The 23,862-nt window shown below is 63.6% G+C and carries 19 protein-coding genes and 1 pseudogene; 18 read left to right on the forward strand and 2 right to left on the reverse strand.

The window, feature by feature from the left end:
- Positions 1-90: 90 nt before the first annotated feature.
- From CK228_RS21960 to CK228_RS22010, 11 genes are all read left to right on the forward strand, one after another.
- On the forward strand, positions 91-513 hold the full coding sequence (locus CK228_RS21960; RefSeq protein WP_095789193.1) for a DoxX family protein: 423 nt from the start codon (positions 91-93) through the stop codon (positions 511-513).
- Positions 514-612: 99 nt separating this feature from the next.
- Positions 613-1,431, forward strand: coding sequence for an NmrA family NAD(P)-binding protein (locus CK228_RS21965; RefSeq protein WP_245438088.1), 819 nt, complete (start codon positions 613-615; stop codon positions 1,429-1,431).
- Between the two features lie 906 nt (positions 1,432-2,337).
- The gene (locus CK228_RS21970; protein ID WP_095775890.1) at positions 2,338-3,327 is read left to right on the forward strand and encodes an ABC transporter substrate-binding protein; all 990 of its coding nucleotides are present in this window, start codon (positions 2,338-2,340) and stop codon (positions 3,325-3,327) included.
- A 151-nt stretch (positions 3,328-3,478) separates the two neighbouring features.
- Positions 3,479-4,291, forward strand: coding sequence for an ABC transporter permease (locus tag CK228_RS21975; protein WP_245318373.1), 813 nt, complete (start codon positions 3,479-3,481; stop codon positions 4,289-4,291).
- A 13-nt stretch (positions 4,292-4,304) separates the two neighbouring features.
- Entirely contained in the window at positions 4,305-5,108 is an 804-nt protein-coding gene (locus CK228_RS21980; protein ID WP_095775888.1) for an ABC transporter ATP-binding protein, read from the forward strand.
- Positions 5,109-5,118: 10 nt separating this feature from the next.
- Positions 5,119-6,723: a GMC family oxidoreductase N-terminal domain-containing protein gene (locus CK228_RS21985; protein ID WP_095775887.1), complete on the forward strand. Its 1,605-nt coding sequence runs from the start codon at positions 5,119-5,121 to the stop codon at positions 6,721-6,723.
- Between the two features lie 143 nt (positions 6,724-6,866).
- Positions 6,867-8,141: an NAD(P)/FAD-dependent oxidoreductase gene (locus tag CK228_RS21990; protein WP_095789195.1), complete on the forward strand. Its 1,275-nt coding sequence runs from the start codon at positions 6,867-6,869 to the stop codon at positions 8,139-8,141.
- Positions 8,142-8,185: 44 nt separating this feature from the next.
- Entirely contained in the window at positions 8,186-8,602 is a 417-nt protein-coding gene (locus CK228_RS21995; RefSeq protein WP_095775926.1) for a RidA family protein, read from the forward strand.
- Positions 8,603-8,606: 4 nt separating this feature from the next.
- Complete coding sequence (locus CK228_RS22000) at positions 8,607-9,281, forward strand: DUF1028 domain-containing protein (RefSeq protein WP_095789196.1); 675 nt, start codon at positions 8,607-8,609, stop codon at positions 9,279-9,281.
- Positions 9,282-9,306: 25 nt separating this feature from the next.
- Positions 9,307-10,797, forward strand: coding sequence for an aldehyde dehydrogenase (locus tag CK228_RS22005; protein WP_095789197.1), 1,491 nt, complete (start codon positions 9,307-9,309; stop codon positions 10,795-10,797).
- A 50-nt stretch (positions 10,798-10,847) separates the two neighbouring features.
- The gene (locus CK228_RS22010; protein ID WP_095775883.1) at positions 10,848-11,783 is read left to right on the forward strand and encodes a LysR family transcriptional regulator; all 936 of its coding nucleotides are present in this window, start codon (positions 10,848-10,850) and stop codon (positions 11,781-11,783) included.
- Between the two features lie 12 nt (positions 11,784-11,795).
- On the opposite strand, the gene argE is transcribed toward CK228_RS22010, so the two are convergent.
- Positions 11,796-12,962: an acetylornithine deacetylase gene (argE, locus tag CK228_RS22015; protein ID WP_095789198.1), complete on the reverse strand. Its 1,167-nt coding sequence runs from the start codon at positions 12,960-12,962 to the stop codon at positions 11,796-11,798.
- A gap of 280 nt (positions 12,963-13,242) precedes the next feature.
- On the opposite strand from argE, the gene CK228_RS22020 reads away from it, so the two are divergent.
- Positions 13,243-15,312 (forward strand): NAD(P)-binding protein, encoded by a 2,070-nt coding sequence (locus tag CK228_RS22020; RefSeq protein WP_095789199.1) that lies wholly within the window; start codon positions 13,243-13,245, stop codon positions 15,310-15,312.
- 246 nt (positions 15,313-15,558) lie between these two features.
- Here CK228_RS22020 and CK228_RS22025 read toward each other — a convergent pair.
- Positions 15,559-15,790 (reverse strand): annotated as a pseudogene (locus CK228_RS22025) (transposase); the annotation flags it as partial.
- A gap of 383 nt (positions 15,791-16,173) precedes the next feature.
- Between CK228_RS22025 and CK228_RS22030 the strand changes: the two are divergent.
- From CK228_RS22030 to CK228_RS22055, 6 genes are all read left to right on the forward strand, one after another.
- Positions 16,174-18,615, forward strand: a complete 2,442-nt coding sequence (locus tag CK228_RS22030) for a response regulator (protein ID WP_095789200.1) — start codon at positions 16,174-16,176, stop codon at positions 18,613-18,615.
- 5 nt (positions 18,616-18,620) lie between these two features.
- Positions 18,621-19,007, forward strand: a complete 387-nt coding sequence (locus CK228_RS22035; RefSeq protein ID WP_095775925.1) for a response regulator — start codon at positions 18,621-18,623, stop codon at positions 19,005-19,007.
- A 255-nt stretch (positions 19,008-19,262) separates the two neighbouring features.
- Positions 19,263-19,655: a response regulator gene (locus CK228_RS22040; RefSeq protein WP_095775879.1), complete on the forward strand. Its 393-nt coding sequence runs from the start codon at positions 19,263-19,265 to the stop codon at positions 19,653-19,655.
- The gene (locus CK228_RS22045; RefSeq protein WP_095789201.1) at positions 19,655-21,397 is read left to right on the forward strand and encodes a YaiO family outer membrane beta-barrel protein; all 1,743 of its coding nucleotides are present in this window, start codon (positions 19,655-19,657) and stop codon (positions 21,395-21,397) included. Before CK228_RS22040 ends, CK228_RS22045 begins: the two co-directional genes overlap by 1 nt.
- 2 nt (positions 21,398-21,399) lie before the next feature.
- Entirely contained in the window at positions 21,400-22,437 is a 1,038-nt protein-coding gene (locus tag CK228_RS22050) for a HEAT repeat domain-containing protein (protein WP_095775877.1), read from the forward strand.
- Positions 22,434-23,861: a glycosyltransferase family 2 protein gene (locus CK228_RS22055; protein WP_179296001.1), complete on the forward strand. Its 1,428-nt coding sequence runs from the start codon at positions 22,434-22,436 to the stop codon at positions 23,859-23,861. The genes CK228_RS22050 and CK228_RS22055 overlap by 4 nt, the downstream gene beginning before the upstream one ends.
- Position 23,862 lies beyond the last annotated feature (1 nt).

A 23,862-nucleotide genomic window follows, 5' to 3' on the forward strand; every position in this document is an offset into this window, starting at 1 on the left:
GAGAACAGTTGGTTCGTTTTCTCGGTGTTTATCACGCCTAAGAGGCACAGTAAGCTTCGAATATGGGATCCTCCCATCGGAGAATGACAAGTGTCCGAAACTATGAACCTGCGTCAGATGCCTAAAACTGTGGCCCTGCATGGCGCCCTGTGGGCCGGCCGGATCATGAACGCGTTTGTCGTTGTCGCTCTGGCGGCAGACGGCACCATTCAGCTTTTCGCGCCGGCACAGATCGCGGGCATGTTGCAGGAAACCGGGTTCTCGATGGACCTGACCCATGTCGTGGGTCCGATCATACTCGCCTGCGCCATCCTTTACGCCATCCCAGCTACCACCGTGCTCGGCGCGATCCTGGTGACGGGCTTTTTGGGAGGTGCCATCTGCGCCCATGTCCGCATCGGTGAGTTGGGGTCGGCGCCGGAAATCATCTCCCTGCTTCTGGGCGCGATGACATGGGGCGGCCTCTACGCGCGCCATCCCCGTATCCGGGCCGTTCTGCCGCTCATCCGTTGAACCAATAAGGGCAGTCCTCTGTCCCCCAAGATCAGGAGAAAACGCATGCTTTTAGTGACGGGAATCACAGGAAATGTTGGCGGTGCCGCCGCAAGGCATTTGCTGGCGCAAGGCAAGAAGGTACGCGCGCTGGTCCGCGACCGCGCCAAGGCGGCAAGCTGGGCGGACCAGGGCGTCGAACTGGTTGACGGCGACTGGAACGATGCGACCGCCATCGAGCGAGCGCTCGAGGGCGCCGACGGCGCGTTTATCATGCTGCCGGCCGTCTGGGCCCCCTCGCCGGATTTCAGGGAAGCGAGGGGCGTCATCGCGAATTATGTCGAGGCGCTCACCAAGGCACCGCCGCCGCGGATGGTCGCACTCTCGTCGATGGGTGCGAACAGGACCAGCGGGCTGGGGATGATCACGGCCCTGTCGCTTCTGGAGCAGGGCTTTCGCGACCTGAAACTGCCGATCGCATATGTACGAGCCGGCGGGTTTTACGAAAACTTCCTCTACGGCTTGCACGTCGCCCAGGGCGGCTCGCTGCCCGTCTACTACAACCCGACAAATCGGAAATCGACCATGGTCGCGACCAACGACATCGGCGCTGAGGTTGCAAGGCTTCTGAGCGGGCCGGTGTGGTCGGGGCATCGGGTCATCGAACTCGGTTCGATGGTGAGCGCGGATGAGGTCGCCGCGCAAATGGGTGAAGTCATGAAGCTCGACGTCAAAGCCTTTGCTGTCCCACGGGCCGAGTGGCCAGCAGCATTCGAGCAGTTCGGCATTCCGAAGGGCCAGACAGGACCGGCCGAAGCGATGTTTGAGGCCGTCAACGCGGGATGGATGGCCCTCGGGGTCCAGGGTACGGAGCACGTAGCGGGTACGACGTCCGCAAGCGATGTATTCGAGGCGGCCCGGAACGCCGCCAAGGCGTAAGACCTGGACGGATCAGGCATGAGACGGATACTCCCCCGCTTCGCGTCGGTAGCGGGGGAAGCGCTCACAGTTCAAAGCAACGCGAAGCGCCTCTACTCCCACCTGACTTCCTGAATCTCCGCAGAATCTAGTAGTTTCTGATGAATGCATCCGATGGTGCGAAATTCAAGGCATCTTCAAGCTTAGTTCGAACCGATGTTATAAATTGGATGCGGCTTTGAAAGATATGAGCAAAACTCTGAAGACATCGGTCAGGCTTAACCTTGTCTTCTGATCTCGACGGCTTCTTCCCACATTATTGGGTAAGTTTTTGACTCTTGTGTGACGTCAGGTATACGGTGCTGATTTCCGGCCTCGACCCCATTGGCGCACTGACATTGCTAGCCGTCCGCGGCTGGTGCCGCGGTGATCTTCGTGAGCGAGCCAAAATGCCCATCGCCGCGGTCTGGCAAAATAGCTAATGCTGGATGCGATCTGCCTCGATCCCACAAGCGTGCCGGCCTTCATCAGCGAGCACACGGAAGAAGGCGTTGGTATTGATGTCGCCATTGAATGCGCGAGGGCAGGTCGCGGTCTAGAGGCCAGGTCAATAGCTAGCTTCGCCAATTCCAGGAGGCGACCGTCGTTGACCTCTCTGAAAGCGACGATGAGGTCATCGGGATCGTCAGCCCGTCTCACGCCAAAGTCTGTGGGTGGCGCAGACGCAGCAGTGCCGGCTTGGTTAGGCCCAGCCTAAGCAGAATTATCGAAAATCATTATTTGTGCATCGCACACAGCGTGCTTTGCTCCATCCGCCGGCTGAAAGAGAACAAAAAGAACGTCAGGTGGCAGCCTTCGGCGATGCGTCCGAAGCGGGTTGTTTTGGTGCGGACAGCGCCTGCCCTCAGAAAAAGACAGGGGAACATAATGACGACAATAATCTCGAAGTTTCGCCGTGCCGCGCTTGCGGCCGGCATTGCCCTCAGCGCGCTTTCGGTGAGCCTCCACGCCGAAGCCGGCAGCTTGAAGCTGGGCATGACGACCTGGGTCGGATACGGCCCGCTCTTCCTTGCGCGCGACATGGGCTACTTCAAGGAAGGCGGCCTCGATGTCTCGCTCGAAGTCATCGAGGAAGCATCGATGTACATGGCGGCCGTCGCCGCCGGCGAGCTCGACGGCAGCGCCTCGACCATCGACGAAATCATGAAGTACCGTTCCAAGGACGTCTGCTTCAAATCGGTCTATGCCCTGGACGACAGCCATGGCGGCGACGGCGTCCTGGCGCCCAGCAACGTCAAGAGCGTCGCTGATCTCAAAGGCATGGAAGTCGGGCTGAACGAAGGCTCGGTCTCTCAGTTCTGGTTCAACATCCTGCTCAAGCAGGCCGGTCTCAGCCAGGCCGATGTGAAGATCACCAACATGACCGCGGATGATGCCGCCGCCGCCTTCATGGCCGACCGCATTCCCGTTGCCGTCACCTGGGAACCGCATCTGACGCTGGCCAAGAAGGAAAACAAGGGACAGGTGCTGATCGACTCCTCAAAGACACCCGGCCTGATCGTCGATGTGGTGGCGCTGAACTGCGATTACATCACGAAGAACCCCGGCGATGTCGAGGCGCTGGTGAAGGGGCTCTACAAGGCCAACGAGTTCATCAAGGAAAATCCCGAGAAGGCTTACGAGGTGATGGCCAAGGGCGTCGGCGGCTGGCTGAAGGAGCCGAAGGACTTCGCCTCCTCCGCCGCGGGCGTGAACTTCTATGGCAAGGAGCGCAATGCCCAATTCTTCGCCGGCGGCGAGGGTGGTGAAGCCGGCAAGCTGATCAAGCTCGGCGGTGATATCTGGGGCGGCTTCGGCAAGCTCAAGATGGACATCAAATACGACGACCTCGTCGATACGTCTTTCCTTGCGAAGTGATCTGGCCCTGCGAAGTAACCTATCCTGGTAAAGTGAGCTCGCTGGACCGCGGGCCGAGCCTCTCGCCTGCGGTCCATCCAGCCCAAAAGGTTTCCCTGTGACACTGGCACCGAATGCAACGTCTCCCATCAGCCATATCGTGACCACGAGCGTGGAAAAAAATCAGCCCGGTCGATCCGCCTGGAAAGCCATCACCACGCCTTTTCAGGCCGTGTCGCGCCCTCTCTCCATCACGCTCAGCGTCCTGGTCTGGGGCGCGGTCATCGGCGGCTGGTTTGCCTTGACCTATTCCGGAGCGGTCAAGGAAATGTTCCTGCCGCGCCCGGAATCCGTACTGTTCACCACCATCAGCATGGCGCTTGACGGGTCGTTGTGGGAGCACGTGCTCGCCAGCGTCCAGGTGGTGCTGATCGGCTTCGTCATTTCGAGCGTCGTGGCGGTGCCGCTCGGTTTGACGATGGGCACCTACCGCATCGTCCAGGCGGCGCTCGACCCGCTCGTCAACTTTATCCGCTATCTGCCGGTGACGTCCTTCGTGCCGCTTTTCATCTTGTGGATCGGCATCGGCATCGAGCAGCGCGTGGCCGTGATCATCTTCGGCATCTTCTTCCAGCAGCTGGTGATGATCGCCGACAGCGCCCGCGGCGTTCAGCGCGACCTCGTCAACGCTGCCTATACGCTCGGCACGAAACGCGGCGACACGGTCTTCCACATCGTCTTTCCGGCCACGCTTCCGAACGTGCTCGACGTGCTGCGCGTCACCATGGGCTGGGCCTGGACCTATCTCGTCGTTGCCGAACTCGTCGCCGCCCGCAGCGGGCTTGGATACATCTCGCTCAAGGCGATGCGCGGCTTCCAGGTCGACGTCATCTTCATGGCCATCGCCATGATCGGCATCCTTGGTCTTTGCACCGACCAGTTGTTCCGGGGCATTCGCCGCCTCGTCGCTCCCTGGGCCAATTGAGGAGTTTGCCGACATGGACGCCCTGACACTCGCGACGAAACCGAAGAGTTCCGACATCGCCATCGACAATGTGGTCCTGCGCTACGGCAAGGGCGACAACGCGGTGCTGGCGCTGGACGGCATCTCCTTCCATGTCGTGCCCAATGAGTTCTGCGTGATCGTCGGTCCGTCCGGCTGCGGCAAATCGAGCCTGCTCTATCTCATCGCTGGCCTCGAGGAGCGCACCGGCGGCATGATCTCGGTCGGCGGCAAGCCGGTTACCGAGCCAGGTCCGGATCGCGGCATGGTGTTTCAGGCCTACACGCTGTTCCCCTGGCTGACGGTGGCGCAGAACGTCGAATACGGTCCCAAGCGCAAGGGCATGTCGGCGGCCGAGCGCAGGGCCATCGTCGAACATTTTCTCCATGAGGTCGGCCTGGCAAAATTCGCCAACCATTATCCCTCGCAGCTGTCGGGCGGCATGAAGCAGCGCGTGGCGATTGCACGTGCGCTCGCCAACGATCCGCAGGTGCTGCTGATGGACGAACCCTTCGGAGCGCTCGACAGCCAGACACGCCACTCAATGCAGAAGCTTTTGCTGAGGATCTGGGACCATTCCAAGAAGACGGTTCTGTTCGTCACGCATGACATTGACGAGGCGATCCTGCTGGCGGACCGGGTGCTCGTCATGTCGGGCCGGCCCGGCCAGATCAAGAAGGAAATCCGCGTCGGCCTCCGGCGCCCACGCAGCATGGATCTGGTCATGGAGCCGAGCTTCATCGCCATGAAGCGGGAAATCCTCGAGCTCTTGAAAAACGACGAAGACGAAGAGCACTAGCAGGCATGGCATGAGCATCGCGACCGCGGAATTCGACTACATCGTCATCGGCGCGGGCTCGGCCGGTTGTGTCCTGGCCAACAGGCTGAGCGCTAGCCCCGCCAACCGCGTCTGCCTGATCGAAGCCGGCGGTAGCGACGACCGCACAAGGGTGCGGGTACCGGCCGGCATTCTCTCGCTCTACGGCAATCCGAACTTCGACTATGGCTACAAGGGCGTGCCGCAGCCGCTGCTCAACAACCGCCGCATACCGGTCAACCGGGGCAAGCTTCTTGGCGGGTCGAGTTCGATCAATTCGATGGTCTATATCAGAGGCGCCGCGCAGGACTATGATGAGTGGGCGGCACTCGGCTGCGCGGGGTGGTCCTATGCCGACGTGCTGCCGGTGTTCAAGCAGCTCGAGCGCAATCTCCTGTCGCAAAACCCGGCCTATCATGGCTTCGAGGGCGAACTGCTGGTCGACAATCCGCGTGACCCCAACGCCGTATCCAGGCTGTGGGTAGAGGCGGGTCGGGGCGTGGGCCTGCCCGAAAACCGCGACTTCAACGCCGATGGCCAACTCGGTCTCGGCATCTACAATGTGACCCAGAACAGGGGGGAGCGCTTCTCAGCCTACACTGCCTTCGTCCGGCCGGTTCTCGGCCGCCCGAACCTCCAGGTCCTGTCAGGCGTCGAGGTGCTTGACCTGGCGATCGAAAGCGGACGCGCCACCGGCGTCAATGTGATCAGGGACGGATCAGCCCAAAGGCTGACGTGCCGCGCCGAAATCGTGCTCAGCGCAGGCGCGATCGGATCGCCGCGCATCCTGCTTGCTTCCGGCATCGGCCCAGCCGACGAGCTGAAGGCGGCGGGGGTGGAACCGGTCATGAACGTGCCGGGCGTCGGCAAGAACCTGCGCGACCATGTCGACGGAATGATCACGATGCGATCGAACAGCGCCAGGACGCTCGGCCTGTCGCTCGCCAATCTGCCAGCGATGCTGGCGGCGCCTTTTCAGTATTTCGTCCGCCGCAAAGGCATGCTGACGACCAATTACGTCGAGGCCGGCGGCTTCGCCAAGACGAAATATGCCGGCGATATTCCCGATGTCCAATTCCACTTTGTCCCCGGCTATCGCAGCCATCGCGGCCGGCTTGTCGAATATGGCCACGGCTATGCCGTGCACACCTGCGTGCTGCGGCCCGGAAGCATCGGTGAAATCACGCTCGAGCGTGACGGCACCCGCCGCAACGTGCTGATCGATCACCGCTTCTTCAGCGACGGGCAGGATGCCCTGACCCTTGTCGAAGGTATAAAGGTCGCGCGTTCCATCCTTGCTTCGCCGGTTTTCGCCGACATCCGCGGACCGGAAATCCTGCCCGGACCCGATGTCGTCACCGACGACGAGATCCTCGCCTATCTGCGTGCCGAAGCCTTGACCGTCTATCACCCGGTCGGCACGGCCAAGATGGGCAACGACACCATGGCGGTGGTCGATCCCGTCAGTCTCAAGGTGCGCGGCTTCGACAATCTGCGTGTGGCGGACGCCTCGATCATGCCGACGCTGATCGGCGGCAACACCAATGCGCCGTCCATGATGATCGGCGAAAAAGCGGCCAGGGCGATGCTGTCGTAGCCGCGCGTCGGCCCGTGTCCCGGCATTTAGGGACAAGCTAACCACTGCCACGTGAAATCGTAATTTTCGCTAATCAGTCCCTCCAGTACACCAGCGATCTGACCTCCTCGCACCAGAAACTCTTGGGGGGAAAGGACGCAGAAATGTCGGTGGAAAAAGTAGACACGCTTGTCGTCGGCGGTGGCCAGGCGGGAGTGGCTATGTCGGAGCATCTGAGCAAATGCGGCGTGCCGCATCTTGTCCTTGAGCGTGGCCGGATCGCCGAGCGCTGGCGTTCGCAGCGATGGGACTCGCTCGTCGCCAATGGCCCGGCCTGGCATGACCGTTTCCCAGGCATGGAATTTCCCGTGACGGGTCCTGACGGCTTTCCCTCCAAGGAGGAGGTTGCGGACTATTTCGCCGCCTATGCAAGGCAGATCAATGCGCCGATCCGCTGCGGCGTCGAGGTCAAGCTCGCGCAAAGAAATGTCGGTCGACCCGGGTTTCGCGTCGAGACGTCGGCCGGGGTGATCGAAGCCAGCAGCATCGTCGCGGCGACCGGACCTTTCCAGGTCCCCGTCATCCCCGCCCTTGTCCCCGGCGATGCCGGCATTCTGCAGATTCATTCCAGCGCGTACCGCAATCCCGGGCAGTTGCCAAAGGGCGCGGTGCTGGTGGTCGGGGCAGGATCGTCAGGTGTGCAGATCGCCGATGAGCTGCAGCGCTCGGGGCGGCGCGTCTACCTCTCGGTCGGCCCGCACGACCGCCCGCCGCGTGCCTATCGCGGGCGTGATTTCTGCTGGTGGCTTGGCGTTCTCGGCAAATGGGACCTCGAAACCCCGGGGCCTGGCACGGAGCATGTCACGATTGCGGTGAGCGGCGCGCGTGGCGGCGAAACGATTGATTTCCGTCGGCTGGCGGCGCAGGGGCTTACCCTGGTCGGCATGACAAAAGCATATCAGGACGGCATACTGACCTTCGCGCCCGATCTGGCGAAGAACATTGCCCGCGGTGACGCCAACCTGATGTCGCTGCTGGACGAGGCCGATGCCTATGTCGCGCGCAACGGCCTCGACCTTCCGCAGGAGCCCGCGGCCCGTCGGATCGACCCGGATCCGGACTGCTTGACCAACCCGCTTCGTGACCTCGATCTGGCGGGCGCCGGGATAGCGGCGATCATCTGGGCGACAGGCTTTGCCGTCGACTACAGCTGGTTGAAGGTCGATGCTTTTGACGAGAGGGGCCGGCCAAGGCACCAACGCGGCGTCTCGGTCGAGCCTGGGATCTATTTTCTCGGCCTGCCTTGGCAGTCGCGAAGAGGGTCGAGTTTCATCTGGGGCGTCTGGCATGATGCCAAGCATGTCGCCGACCGAATTTCGACGCAGCGCAAATATCTGGCCTATCACGCTGCGGCGCAGCGCGAGACGGTGGACGCCTGACCGACGCTGACAACAGCCACGAGCCCGATCTAATGGAGACCTGGATGGCGCATACGAGAATCCGCAAGTTCAACACCAAGGACACCTATCCCGAGCAGAAGCTCGACAATGATCTGTGCCAGGCGGTCGTCACGCGGGGCGGCCGGACGGTCTATCTGCGCGGCCAGTGCCCGCAGGATCTCGACACCGCCAAGAATATCGGCAGCCACGATCCGGCCGAGCAGACGCATAAGGTGATGCAGAACATCAGGCAGCTCATCGAAGAGTGCGGCGGCACCATGGAGCATCTGGTCAAGGTGGTGGTCTACATCACCGACGTGCGCCATCGCGAGGCGGTCTACCGCACCATGGGCGAGTATATCAAAGGCGTGCATCCCGTTTCGACCGGTCTCGTCGTCTCGGCCCTGGCGCGGCCGGACTGGCTGGTCGAGATCGACGGCACCGCCGTCATCCCGGATTGATCTCATGACCTTTTCCATTGTCGCGCGGTGCAGCCGCACCGGCATGTTCGGCGTCGCGGTGTCGTCTTCCTCACCGGCGGTGGCGGCGCGCTGCGCCTATGCGCAAGCGGGCGTCGGCGCGGTCGCCAGCCAGAACGTCACCGATCCGACGCTCGGCGCAAGAGGGCTCGAACTGCTGGCGCGGGGCGCCTCTGCCGCCGAGGCGGTCGCCATCCTGAAGCGCACCGGCGCTTATAGCAACTACCGGCAGGTGCTGGCTGTCGATGCCGCCGGCACCACCGCCATTCATTCAGGACCCAGGGCGCTTGGCATCTGGGCGGAAGCGCGTGCGGACAATGTCGCCTGCGGCGGCAACATGCTGGCCCATGATGGCGTGCCGCAAGCCATGGTCGACGCTTTCCTGGCCTCGGAAGGGCACCTCGGCGACCGCCTGATCGCGACCATGCGCGCCGCGCTGAAGGCAGGGGGCGAGGCGGGTCCGGTGCATTCGGCTGGAATGAAGCTGGTGCGCGAGGTCGCATGGCCCGTCGCGGACCTGCGCTGCGACTGGACCGACGGCTGCCCGATCGAGGAACTGGCGGCCTTGTGGGACCGCTACAAGCCCCAGCTCGATGCCTATGTGACCCGCGCGATCAATCCGTCCGACGCGCCGAGCTACGGCGTGCCGGGCGACGAGTAGCCATCACGCAGGGGGAGGCATCCACATGAGCGAATTCAGTCACAAGGACTGGATCGGCAAGGCATCCGCGATCCGGTTTCGCGACAGGGCGTTCATCGACGGTAAGACGGTTGCCGCGCGTTCGGGCCGCACCTTCGCCAGCATCAATCCGGCCACTGGCGAAACGCTCGCCGAGGTGGCGTCCTGCGGCGAGGAAGATATCGATCTCGCCGTTGCCGCGGCGCGCCGCAGTTTCGAGGCTGGTGCCTGGTCACGCGCGAGCCCGGCGCACCGTAAGGAGGTGCTGCTTAGGCTGGCGCGGCTGCTGCGCGAAAACCTGCAGGAGCTTGCCCTGCTGGAATCGCTTGACATGGGCAAGCTCGTCACGGATGCCGCGACTGTCGATGTCCCGGGTTCCGCGGCTATCTTCCAGTGGTATGGCGAGGCCATCGACAAGATCTATGACGAAGTGGCGCCGACCGGCGGCAGTGATCTGGTGCTGGTGCGGCGCGAGCCGCTCGGCGTGGTCGGTGCCGTGGTGCCGTGGAATTTCCCGCTCGACATGGCCACATGGAAGTGCGCGCCCGCGCTGGCGGCGGGCAATTCGGTGGTGCTGAAGCCCGCGGAGCAGTCGCCTTTCTCGGCGCTCAGGCTGGCGGAACTCGCCATGGAGGCGGGGCTGCCCGCCGGTGTGCTCAACGTTGTGCCCGGCCTTGGCGAGACGGCCGGGCAGGCGCTTGGCCGTCACATGGACGTGGATTGCCTTGCCTTCACCGGATCGACCTCGGTCGGCAAGATGTTCCTGCAATATTCGGGTCAGTCGAACATGAAGCAGGTCTGGCTCGAAACAGGCGGCAAGAGCCCGAACCTTGTCTTCGCCGACTGCGGCGACCTCGATGCGGCGGCCGACATGGCGGCCTTCAGCATCTTCTTCAACCAGGGCGAGGTCTGTTCGGCCAATTCGCGCCTGCTCGTGCAACGCGGCATCAAGGATGCCTTCGTGGAGAAACTGGCCAAGCGCGCGGCGGCCGCCCAGCCTGGCGATCCGCTCGACCCTGCCTCGAAAATGGGCGCCATGGTCGATGCCCGCCACGCCGCCAACGTCATGCGCTTCGTCGAGGCCGGCAAGAAGACCGCGCGCCTGGTTGCCGGCGGAGATCGGGTCACGGTCAACGGTCGCGGCAGCTTTATACAGCCCACCATCTTCGATGATGTTGCCCATGACGACCCGATTGCCAGGGATGAGATATTCGGACCGGTGCTGTCGGTCATTGCCTTCGACGATGAGGAGGAGGCCATCCGCATTGCCAATGACAGCCCGTACGGGCTGGCCGCGTCACTATGGACCGACAGTCTTTCGCGCGCGCACCGCGTTGCCGGCCGGCTCCGCGCCGGCACCGTTTCCGTCAACACGGTCGATGCGCTGAGCCCGATGACGCCGTTCGGCGGCATCAAGCAATCGGGCTTTGGCCGCGACCTGTCGCTGCACGCGCTGGACAAGTACACCGCGCTGAAAACGACATGGATCAAGTACTGAGGCGGAGCGGGCGCTTGATCGCAGCGCCCAAACCGGCAACATAGAAGCCCATGCCGCTACGCTTCACCCTGAGACAATTGGAATATTTCGTCGCCGTCGGCGAAGCCGGCTCCATTACCAAGGCGGCCGAGCAGGTCAATGTTTCGCCGCCTTCGATTTCGGCGTCCATCGCGCAGCTCGAGGCCGAATTCGGCGTCCAGCTTTTTGTCCGCAAGCATTCGCATGGCCTGTCGCTCACGGCCGGCGGGCGTGTTTTCCTCAAGGAGGCCGCCAGGTTGCTGGCCGACGCCGACGCTCTGCACGATATCGCCGGCGACATCGCCGAGAAGGTGCGTGGGCCGCTGGCAGTCGGATGCCTGCTGACCTTCGCGCAGATCGTCATGCCGACGCTGCGCGCGAAGTTCGAGCGCGCCTATCCCGAGGTGCGGTTCCGGCAGTTCGAACGCAACCAGGGTCAGTTGCTCGAAATGTTGCAGCGAGGTGAAATCGATGCGGCGCTGACCTATGATCTCGAACTGTCGCAGGACACGACGTTCGAACCGCTTATGCTGGTGCCGGCCTATGTCATGCTGCCGCAGGGGCACCGCTTCGCCGGCAAAGCTTCGATCACGACGGAAGAACTGGCCGACGAGCCCATGGTGCTGCTCGACCTGCCATACAGCCGCGAATATTTTCTCTCGGCCTTCCAAATGCGGGGCATCCGGCCGAACATTGCCGAGCGCACCGGCGACATCGCGGTGATGCGGTCGATGGTTGCCAATGGCTTCGGCTACGGCATCGCCAACATGCGGCCGCTCAACACCCTGGCGCCGGACGGCAAGCCGCTGGTCTTCGTGCCCCTGGAAGGGGATTTGCGGCCTCTGACCATGGGGGTCGCGTTGCCCAACGCCGAGCACCGCACCCAGACGGTGCAGGCATTCATCGATCATTGCCGCCGCTTCGTTGTCGAACAGGGCGTGTTCGGCAGCGGACGGGTCGTGGAATAGCAGCGGCCTTTGTCAGGCGACTTTCAACTGTTGTCCGGCAAGCCGCCGCAGCAAATTGTCGAGCATGTCGTCGCAGCGGCGCATCTGTTCGACGCTGACGAATTCGTCCGGTCTGTGCCCTTGCGCCATCGAGCCCGGCCCGCACACGATGGTCGGCGTGCCGAGGTCGCGGCTGAACAATCCGCCTTCGGTGCCGAAGGCAACCTTGATGGTGTCGTTGGCCCCGGTCAATGACTTGACGAAAGCCACAGCCTGCGAATTCGCCGGCGTGTCCAGACCCGGATAGGTGTTGGTGATATCGATGTCGATGGCCGCCTCCGGCGCGATCGCTGAAGCGGCTGCGGCAATGCGCGCTGCCTCTGCGCGCAACCCATCGAGGATTTGGTCGGGGTTGTCGGCCGCGACATTGCGGATCTCGAAGTCGAGCTGGCACAGGTTCGGCACGATGTTGAGCGCAACGCCGGCATGCATCTTGCCGACGTGGACGGTCGTGTAGGGAATGTCATAGTCACCGTCGCGCGCGCCATCGCTGGCCAGCCGGTCCTGTTCCCGGCGCAGTGCGGAGACGAAGTCGCAGCCGAGATGAATGGCGTTGAGCGCCAGGGGAGCGAGCGCCGAATGGCCTTCGCGTCCCCTGCAGATGGCGCGCGCCGCAAGCTTGCCCTTGTGGGCGGTCGCGACCTGCATGTTGGTCGGCTCGCCGACGATGCACAGCAATGGCCGATGCGGCGCCGAACGCAGCATGTCGATCAGGCTGTGCACGCCGATGCAGCCGATCTCCTCGTCGTAGGAAAGCGCCAGATGCAAGGGCGTTTGCAGGCCCATTTTCGAGGCCTTGAGACAGGCGGCAAGCGCGCAGGCGACAAAACCCTTCATGTCGGCCGCGCCACGGCCGTAAAGCTTGCCATCCCGCGCGCTCATCTCGAAAGGCGGCAGCGTCCAGTCCTGTCCGTCGATCGGGACGACATCGGTGTGGCCGGACAGCATGACGCCGGGCGCGTCGGCCGGCCCGATGGTGGCGAACAGGTTGGCCTTGTGGCCGTCCGCGCTGCGGATGATCTGGCATGCAATGCCCCGCGTCGCCAGCAGGTCTGTCACGTAGCCGATGAGGTCGAGGTTCGAGTCCCGGCTCACCGTCGGGAATGCGATCAGCTTTTCAAGGATTTGGATGCTGTCCATGCGTCTCACGTCTCGTTGGCCGTGTGCGCTATCTAGCATCGCGTGGGCGCGGCCTTGAAGTCGCATTTGGCTCAGCCGGGATTCTCCGGATGCTAATCCAGGCGGCGGGGGGCGGATTAGGCGCGTCCTAATCGGCACAGAAGAAATCTGTAGTTTTCCGGCACGCGCCGCAACTTATGAGTAGGTTCACGGCGTCTACCCACCGGGCAGACCGGCTTGCGCCAGGTTTGAAACCATCACCGCGCATGCCGCGACGCGACGCTGGCAGGAAGGAAGCACCATGCGTGATCCACGCTACGACATTCTGTTCGAGCCTGTGAAGATCGGTCCGGTGACCGCCAAGAACCGCTTCTACCAGGTGCCGCACTGCAATGGTGGCGGCTATCGTGATCCGTCCGCCGCGGCCGAGATGCGGCGCATCAAGTCGGAAGGCGGCTGGGGCGTCATCTTCACCGAGCAGACCGAGATGCACCACACCTCGGAGATCACGCCCTTCATCGAGCTCAGGCTTTGGGACGACGCCGACATCCCAGCGCTGGCGAAGATGGCCAAGGCCATGCACCAGCATGGCGCGCTGGCCGGCATCCAGCTCGCCTATTCCGGTATCAACGGCCCGAACCTCTACACCAAGGAAGTGCCGCGCGGACCGTCGGCCTTGCCGATCCGCACCTTCACCAACGATCCAGTCCAGGCACGCGCCATGGACAAGCAGGATATACGTGACCTCAGGCGCTGGCACCGCAATGCCTTCAAACGCGCGAAGCTGGCGGGTTTCGACCTAGTCTGTCTCTATGGTGCGCATGGCTTCGGCATTATCCAGCACTTCCTGTCCACCGCCACCAACCAGCGCAGCGACGAATATGGCGGCCCGTTGGAAAACCGCTCACGGCTGATGCGCGAGCTGATCGAAGAAGGCCGCGACGCCATCGGCGACACTTGCGGCCTGACGCTGCGGCTGTCGCTGGACGAGATGATCGGCGAATTTGGCTTCGCCAATTCCGAAGTGCGCGACATGATCGAGATGCATGCCGAGCTGCCCGACCTCTGGGACCTGGCGCATGGCGCCTGGGAGGATTGTTCGGGGCCGTCGCGGTTCAAGGAGGAGGCGGCACAGGAGAGCCTGGTGTCCGGCATCAAGACGCTGACGTCGAGGCCGGTCGTCGGCGTCGGTCGCTTCACCTCGCCGGACGTGATGGTCAGGATGATCAAGTCCGGCACGCTCGATTTCATCGGCTGCGCCCGTCCATCGATCGCCGATCCCTTCCTACCGAAGAAGATGGAGGAGGGACGGATCGAGGACATTCGCGAATGCATCGGCTGCAACATCTGCATCACCGGCGACATGACCATGTCGATCTCGCGCTGCACGCAGAACCCGACCTTCATGGAGGAGTGGCGCAAGGGTTGGCATCCGGAGCGGATGCAGGCCAAGGGCGACAGCGACAGCGTGCTGATCGTCGGCGCCGGTCCCGCCGGGCTTGAGGCCGCCCGCGCACTCGGCCTGCGCGGCTACCAGGTGGCGATCGCCGAGGCAGGCACCGAGCTCGGCGGCCGCGTGTCGCGCGAGTGCCGCTTGCCTGGCCTCTCCGCCTGGGGTCGCGTACGCGACTATCGCCAGTATCAGCTCAGCCAGATGTCCAATGTCGACGTCTATTTCGAAAGCCGGTTGTCCGCCGAGGATATCCTGGCCTTCGGGTTTCAGAACATCGCCATTGCCACCGGCTCGACATGGCGCCGTGACGGCGTGGCGCGTGCGCATGTCATGCCGATGCCGGTGGACCCGGCCATGCCGCTCTATACCCCGGACGACCTGATGGGCGGAAATGTACCGACCGGCACTGTCGTGCTGTTCGACGACGACCACTACTACATGGGTGGCGTTCTGGCCGAGCTGATGGCGCGCCGGGGCGCGAAGGTGACGCTGGTGACGCCGTCCGCCTATGTGTCCGACTGGACCCGCAACACGCTGGAGCAAGGCGCCATCCATCGCCGGCTGGCCGAGCTCGGCGTCGAGATCGTGCTAAACCGGATCGTGACACGCGTCGTGCCGGGAGGCGTCGCCACCGCCTGCGCCTACACCCATGCCGAACGCGACATTGCCGCCGACGCCGTCGTGCTGGTGACGTCGCGCCAACAGGACGACCAGGTCTGGCGCGACCTGAAAGCGCGGCGCGACGAATGGGCCGACAATGGCATTCGCTCGATCAAGGTCATAGGCGATGCCGAGGCGCCAGGTCCGATTGCCTGGGCGACCTACGCCGGCCATCGTTTCGCTCGTGAGATGGACGAACTCGATATCGGCGACGCGCTGCCGTTCCGGCGAGAAGTGACGGCTTTGGCGGCGGGGTAGGCCGATGGCATGGCTTGATAGGAATGACGTCGCCACAAGCCGATAGTGTTTCGCGCTAGCGTGTCGAAATCTGATGTCGGGATCAATCGCAAGACAATACGGAACGATGCGGGAAACTTTCTAATTTTGGCCCACGAAAAACGCAATAGAATCAACGTCCTTACCATGTCCTCCGGGCCCACCATTATCGTTATTTATCAATGGCTTACGGGTAGGTTCGCCAAAAGGTTCGCCAAGCATCGGCTTGCGGGTCACCAGCCGCACGACGCGATCCATACCCTGAACCGCCGGACGAACCTGCGATGCCGGCCGCAGGAAAGCCGTGCTGCGGATCCGTCGACAGCTCGCGCACCCATTTGCGCAGCACATTCTCGTGGACATCGAGGTCGCGGGCGGCCTGCGCCACTGCAACGCCCCGGTCCTTGATCAATCTCACCGCCTCAAGCTTGAACTTGCGGCCGAACTTCCTTCTTTGCATTCCCACCCTCCAGTTCCGTTAAACACCTTATCTCGGTGTCCACGAAACCGGCGGCAGGCCAGAGGAGCCCCTCTCGGCATTGAGCGGAGCAGGGGCTTCCAGAAAAAAGGTGCCAGCTGTAGTAGTCCGTGAGCCGGTAGGCAGGCTTGGACGTATCAACCCTCACGGCGGCGCGGCCGGGCACGTCGGGGCCATAGTCAGTACGCGGCGCCGAAGATCAAGCTTCAACTTGATGCCCGATAAGCGCCCGGTACGAAGACGCCTGCCATGTGGCTGCCATGTCGCCTCTGCTCGGCGTGCCGGCCCTGCGGACTGATGCGCAGCTTCTTTAGATATCGGATAGGATTAGCCGATATTCATCGGAAAAAAGGAGCCGGAAAGTCATGACCGAGATCTGGCAATCACTCCTCGCCAATCTTGCTCTGGTCTCCGTCCTGGTCGTCGCCTGGGACCTCGTGGCCGATTTCACCGGGCGTCTCTCGCCGCGAATACAGTCGCTGCTTCTGGGCGCGGTCATGTGCGTGGGGGCGGTCTTTTCAATGGCGACCGCCTTGTCTGTCTCTGGCTTCGTGGTCGATCTGCGCGCCGCCTTTATCGGCGCCGCGGCGTTCTTCGGCGGATGGCCGGCAATGTTCGTTGCCACGATCGGCTCCATTGCCTATCGCCTCTATCTTGGCGGGCAGGGGGCCAATGTCGGCGTCATGGGTATCCTGATCACCGCCGTCGTCGGCCTGGCATGGCACCACATTGTCGCGGCCCGGTCGCGCACGATGCTCGACATATTCGGCTTCGGCGTGTCAGTTGCACTCGCCGGGCTGATCACGCTCCTGGTCATACCCCCGCAAGTCGTCACAGGCCTGATCCAGCAAAGCACGTTCCCGTCCCTCCTGTTCCGCTTCCTTAGTACCATGGTGATCGGCATCCTGCTCGACCGGCAACAGCGGCGGCGCGATCTCTCCATGTCCAACGTGATCTATCGGGCCATGGTTCGTGAACTGCCGGACTGCCTGAACATAAAGGATGTGGACGGCCGCTTCATCGCCGCCAATCCCGCCACCGCCGAAATGCTGGGGGCCGCTTCAGTCGAGGAGCTCATCGGCAAGACCGATTTCGATTTCTATTCGAAGGACGTGGCCGAGCGCTTCAGGCAGGACGAGATGGGCGCACTGAAGGCCGGGCAGACATTGCGCATCGAACAGCCGGCGGTGTTTCCGGATGGCAGACAGGGCTGGCTTTACACGCTCAAGGCGCCGTTCCGCGACGAGGTCGGCAAGATCACCGGTGTCATCACCTACAATCGCGAGATCACCGAGCAGAAGCGAAACGCTCAGCTCAAGAACGATTTCATTTCGACGGTCAGTCATGAGCTGCGCACCCCATTGACATCCATCCGAGGCTCGCTGGGCCTGATCGCGGCGGGCGTGGCGGGCGAATTGCCGCCGAAGGCCGCCAACCTCGTCAATATCGCTCACACCAATAGCGAGAGACTGGTTCTTCTCATCAACGACATCCTCGATATGGAGAAGATCGAGTCAGGCGTCATCGCCTTCAAGATCAAGCAGATGCCTGTGCGCCCGATCATGGAGCAGGCCATTGCCGCCAGTTCCAACTACATGGCCGAGAGCCGGATACGCATCGTCCTGGTCGACGATGCCCCGCGCGCCGAAGCCAACATCGATCCGGACCGCCTGCACCAGGTGATGGCCAACCTTCTGTCGAACGCGATCAAGTTCTCGCACGCCGACGGCACCGTGATGGTGAAGCTACAGCGTCGTGATCGCGACATGTTGCGCATCTCGGTGATCGATCAGGGGGCGGGTATCCCCGAGGCGTTTCGCAGCCGTATATTCGGCAAGTTCGAACAGGCTGACGCGTCCAGCACCCGCAAGAAAGGCGGCACCGGCCTCGGCCTCAGCATCGTCAAGACCATCGTGGAAAAGCTGGGCGGCGCCGTTTCCTTCGAAACCGAGGAAGAGAAAGGAACCTCGTTCCATGTCGACCTTGCCGAAGCCCGCAGGCTCCAACCGAGGCCGTATCCGCCACCGCGCCCGCCACGGGAGCCCGATGGCCGCCTACGGGTTCTGATCTGCGAAGACGAGACCGACGTCGCGGCGGTGATTGCGGCACTCCTGGACGCGGAAGGCTTTTCCAGCGACGTCGCCCCGGACATCGCCACCGCGAAGGCGCTTCTGCAGTCTCGCGATTATGTGGCACTGACACTCGACATCAAGCTGGCGGAAGAATCGGGCATCAAGCTCTTCCATGACATCAGGGCGTCACCGGTGAATTCCGACATTGCGGTCATCGTCATCTCCGCCGTCGCCGATGAGGCCAGGCGCTCGCTGAACGGCACCGCCGTCGGCATCGTCGACTGGCTGGAGAAGCCGGTGGATTCGGGGCGGCTTCACGCCGCTCTTGCCAAGATCGTCGCCGGCAGGAATGAACAGAGGCCGAAGATCCTCCATGTCGAGGACGACGAGGGTGTGCTAGCCGTGATGTCGGCGGGACTGGGCTCGGACGTCTCGATCATCTCGGCGAAAACGCTGCAGGAGGCACGGCGGGCGGTTGCGAAGCGTCGCTTCGACCTGGTCATCCTGGACATAGCACTTCCAGACGGATCGGGACTGGACCTGCTCGCCGATCTGCCGCTGGAGACCGGAGTGATCGTGTTCTCGGCGGCGGAACCGGACCAGAAACTCGGCGATCGGGTGCAGGCGATGATGACCAAGACCAGGGCGTCGGAGATCGATGTGGCAAAGCTTGTCAGAACCATGTTGGCCTCATCGCGCGATGGCACCAGACCCGCCGCCCGCGCCAAGGAGTGACGATCATGCCGGCAAGAATCCTCTATGTGGATGACGACCACGATATCCGCGAAATCGCTCAGATGTCGCTGGAGCTCGAGCCGGAATTCGAGGTGCGGTCCTGCTCTTCGGGCGCCGCGGCGCTGACCGATGCCGCCGCATGGCATCCCGACCTCATCTTGCTCGACGTGATGATGCCGGACATGGACGGGCCGGAGACGCTGAAGCGCCTGGCTGCTTCACCGCTGACGGCGTCGATACCCGTGGCCTTTATCACCGCGCGCACCCAGACGCATCAGGTCGAGCGCTATCTCGCCATGGGAGCGGTCGGGGTCATTGCCAAGCCTTTCGATCCGCTGGCGCTCGCCGGCGAAGTCAGGAAGCTGCTTCCGGAGCGACCCGGGCAGGCATAGCCTCCGGGTCGAAGGCAGCGGCAACAAGCCTGTCAGCAACCTCCGTTTGCCGTTTACGGCACCTGTACCACACCCCAATATTCATCTACTGATTGTATCGAAATACGGCAGTCGCGAATCGGTTTTATTTATGATTGCGCGGCATCGGCCGGCGCGGGAGACCCGCACCGGCGTTGGCATGGACCACATTGGCGGATGTCGGTTCATGGGTTGATCACTCCGGGGGGCAACGAGGCGTGAACCGGAGCCGGACAGGTGAATGGAGCGAAGGCAAGAGTTCTGATCTGCGATGATGATCCCCTGTTGCTTGAACTGATGGAATTCAGGCTGAGGGCGAAGGGATACGAGGTCATCACGGCAGTGGACGGTGCCGAGGCACTGGCGAAGGCGGAACAGGACGGACCCGATATCATCGTGCTCGATGCGATGATGCCCAAGGCCGACGGCCTGGAGGTGTTGGCTCGCCTCAAGGGCGACCCGGTCCTGTCGGACACGCCGGTGGTGATGCTGACCGCCCGCAAGGCCGAAAGGGACATCGTCTCGGCCCTCGAGAAGGGAGCCGACGACTATCTGGTAAAGCCATTCATCCCCGAGGAACTGCTGGCCCGGCTGGCGCGTCTGATCGCGCGCAAGACTGGGAAACGCTGATGAGGCGCAGCCGGCGCGCAGCGCTTGCCGCATGCCTGATCCTGGCAATCGCGGCCACTCCTGGTGCGGTGCTTGCGCAGACGGTCGATGAGCTCTACGCGTCCGCCGTGAAAGCCAGGCAGGCCCGGCATTTCGACGAGGCGGTGGATCTGCTTCGGCGCGCACTCGCGCTCAAACCCGACAATGCCGACGCCCTGGTTCAGCTCGGTTTCGCCGAACTCGGCCGCAACGATCTGGCGGCGGCGCACGACGCCTTTTCCAAGGCGCTTTCCCTTGCTCCGGCCTATCAAGATGCAAGCTTTGGCCTGGCCGAGATCGAGTTCCGTTCCGGCAATCTGGATGCCGCGCTGCCGCTCGCCGAATCGGTGGCGCGCGCCCAGCCCGGCAACACCGACGCCGCCGCGCTTGTGGAGAACATCCGCAAGGCCATGCAGGCCGCCGGCGGTGAGGCGAGGAAGGCGTCGGCGGCGGCGCCGAGGGCGAAACCACGGCCCGATCCCGTCGCCGGCCTGATGGAGCAAGGTCGACGGTTGCGAACAGCGGGAAAGCTGCCCGAAGCGGAGAAGGTCTATCGCCGCGCGCTTGGGCTGGCGCCGAAGAACACCGACATCTTGGTTGCCCTTGGCCTTATCCTGGGCTCCAGCCAGCGGTTCGACGAAGCCGGGCATTTCTTCGACCGGGCGCTGGCCATAAAACCCGGCCTTCTCGACGCGCGGATCGGCAAGATCCGCCTGGCGATTTGGCAGGGCGACGTGCCGGGCGCCCGCGCGCTGGTCGATGACGTGTTGGCCTCGTCGCCGGACAATGTGGAGGCGCTCGACCTCGATGCCAAGGTCGCCCTGCTCGAGGCCGACTACACGCGGGCCGGACAGTCGTTCCAGCGCGCGCTTGCGATCGATTCGCGCAATGCCGAGGCGCTGGTGGGGATCGGCGATGTGCGCCGCGCCCTAGGCGACGACGATGCAGCGCGCCAGGCCTACAGAGAGGCGCTCGCCATCGAGCCCGGCTCTTCCGACATCGAGCAACGACTGGCCGTGCCGCCCCCGCGCAGATGGCGGCTCGACCTTGGCACCGAGGTGAGCGATCTCACCAACGGGCTGAGCGACTGGACCGACAGCTCGGCTGGCCTTGCTTATCGGCTGTCGCCGCGCACGACAATTTCAGGCCGCACCCGCGTGGCAACCCGCTTCGGCCGTACCGACGTTCAGATCGAGGGCCGCATCGACGAGGCCTTCTCGCCTGCCTTCTCCGCCTATGCGCTCGCCGCGGCGACGCCGGATGCCGATTTCCTGGCGCGCTATGCGATCGGCGCCGGCGCGTCCTTGCAGGTCATGGCGGCGGCGAAGGCGTTCGGCCCTTTGTCGCTCAACATCGACACCCGCTACGACAATTTCACCAACACAAACGTCACCAGCGTCTCGCCCTGGGTGCAGGGCTATATCTTCGACGGCCGCCTGGGGCTTTCCGCCCGCTGGGTGCATGCGGCCGACGATATCGGCACGCGCGCGGACGGCTATGTGCTTAGGGTCGACCTTGCGGTGACGCAGCGCTTCAACCTGTTCGGCGGCTATGCGGACGCCCCCGAAATCTCCGACGGCACGCTGGTGCCGACGCGCACCGTCTTCGGCGGCATCTCCTGGGACGTCAACGATCCGCTGACGGTCCGCGCCAGTATCGCACATGAGCAACGCCCGACATTCGACCGAAGCATATTCGGGCTCGGCCTGACCGCGCGGTTCTGATCATGTGGTACGTCTGGGATCTTTCCATTTTGCTCAGCGCCGTTTCCCTGGTGATCATGCTGTTCCTGATCGTCCGGCGGGTGCTGCAGGAACGCCGAGGCAGGGTGCAGATCGATCAGCGGCGCCAGCTTCACACAGCACTGATCGCCTTCACCGAAAACCGGGACCGCGAGGCCTTGAAGGTGGTGGTGCTCGCGGTGCCGGCGGGCGTGGCGATCAATGCCGGCTTCGAGTTCATTTCGCTGCTTCGCGGCGAGGAGTATGACGACGTCCTTGCCGCCTTCAACGAATGCGGCCTGCCGGCGCTTGTCGGCAGCCAGCTGGAAAAAGGCAACGGCGCCGAGCGCATCCACGCGGCCGAGATGCTTGCGGCGCTGCGTTCGGAAAACGCGGTGGCGAGCCTGCTTTCGGCGCTCGACCGTGACCGTTCGCGCGAGGTGAGGATCGCCGCCGCCATCGCGCTCTGCGATCTCGGCAGCCTGCCGCCGCTCGATATCGCACTGGGCAAGGTCGGCGTGGTGGGACAGCGCTCGCGGCGCCTGATCGAGTTGTTCAGGCGCTTTCCGCCGGCGCGCTTCGAGGAGCTCAGGGATCATGCCGCGCGCACCGACGCGGTGCCCTTCATCCGGGCGGCCGCGATCGACGCGCTGGCTCGTGCCGCCGGGTTCCATTTCGCCGATTTCTTCGCCCGCGCCACCGGTGATCAATCGCCCGAGGTCGCCGCCGCGGCGCTGCGCGCGCTGGGCCTCACCGGGCACGCCGAGGCGCCTGCCATCCTGGCAAGCGCGATGGCCAACGGCGACTGGGACGTGCGCGCCGCCGCCGCCGATGCCGCCGGGCGCCTCGGGCTCGCCGGGCTCGCCGCGCCGCTCTCCGCGCTGATGGACGATGAGGCGTGGACCGTGCGCTATGCCGCCGCCAACGCCCTGCGCTCGTTTGGCCAGCCGGGAGAACGGCTGCTGCGCGACATCGCTGCGAGCGAGGTCTCGCGCAGCCAGCGCACCGCCTCGCTCATCCTTGCCGAGGGGCCGGCCGCATGATGTCCGACTGGAGCCACGAGATCGTTCTGGCCGCTTCCATCCTGTCCTGGTTCATCATCGGGGCGGGGCTGGCGCAGACGACGATCTATCTGTTGCAACTCATTATTGCCGCCTACGCGCTTTCCAAGCGCCCGCCGGTCGCGCGCTCGGCGCTGCTGTGGCACCGCTATGGCGATGTCGCGCCGCCGATCGCGCTCCTCGTACCCGCCTATAATGAGGAATTGAACGTGGTCGAGAGCGTCCATTCGATGCTGGCGCTCGAGTATCCAAATTTCGAGGTGATCGTCATCAACGACGGCTCAAAGGACCAGACGCTGCAGCGCCTGATCGGGGCCTTCAAGCTGGTGAAATTCCATCGGCCTTATGAGGAGGCGCTGGCGCACAAGCCGATCCGCGGCCTCTATTCCTCGCCAATGACCGAGCGGCTGTTTGTGGTCGACAAGGAAAACGGCGGCAAGGCCGATGCCCAGAATGCCGGCATCAATGTCTGCCGCGCGCCGCTTTTCTGCGTGATCGACGGCGATTCCATCCTCGAGCCCGACGCGCTGATGCGCGCCGCCCAGCCCTTCATCGACGACCCCGAGCGCACCATCGCCGTCGGCGGTACGATCCGCATCGCCAACGGATCGAGGATCGAAGCCGGCAGGGTGCGCGAGATCCACCTGCCCAACCGCTTTCTGCCGTTGCTCCAGGTCGTCGAATATCTAAGGGCCTTTCTCATGGCCCGGCTGGCCTGGAGCCACATCAACACGCTGATGCTGGTGTCCGGCGCCTTCGGCATGTTCCGCCGCACGGAGGTGGTGGCGGTGGGCGGCTTCACCATGGGCTCGATGGGCGAGGACCTCGACCTCGTCATCAAGCTGCACCGCCACATGAGAGATGCGAGGCGCAAATACCGCATCCAGTTCATTCCGGAGCCGGTGTGCTGGACCGAGGCGCCGGAAACACTGAGCGTGCTCGCACGGCAGCGCACGCGCTGGCAGCGCGGCGCGCTCGAGTGCTTCTTCCGCCACCGCGCCATGCTCTTCAACCCGCGCTATGGCCGCGTCGGATTCCTGGGCTTCGGCCACATATTGATTGTCGATGTGCTAGGGCCGCTAGCGGAGGTGCTGGGCTACATCCTGATCCCGGCATTCTGGCTGCTCGGCATCCTGTCGACCGAGTATCTGCTGGCCTTCACCTCGCTCATCTTCACCTATGGCGTCTGCGTCAGCGTGTGCTCACTGGTCCTCGAAGAGGCCGAGCTGCAGCGTTTTCCGCGCGCCAGGGACCTGGCGGTGCTGACGGCGGTGGCGGTGATCGAGAATTTCGGCTACCGCCAGCTCAACAATTTCTGGCGCGTGAAGGGCTGGTGGCAATATTTGCGGGCCGACCAGAGCTGGGGCGAAATGACCAGGACTGGCCTGTCCGGTGCGAAGAAATAAC

Source organism: Mesorhizobium sp. WSM4312, assembly GCF_002294875.1.
Taxonomy (GTDB): domain Bacteria; phylum Pseudomonadota; class Alphaproteobacteria; order Rhizobiales; family Rhizobiaceae; genus Mesorhizobium.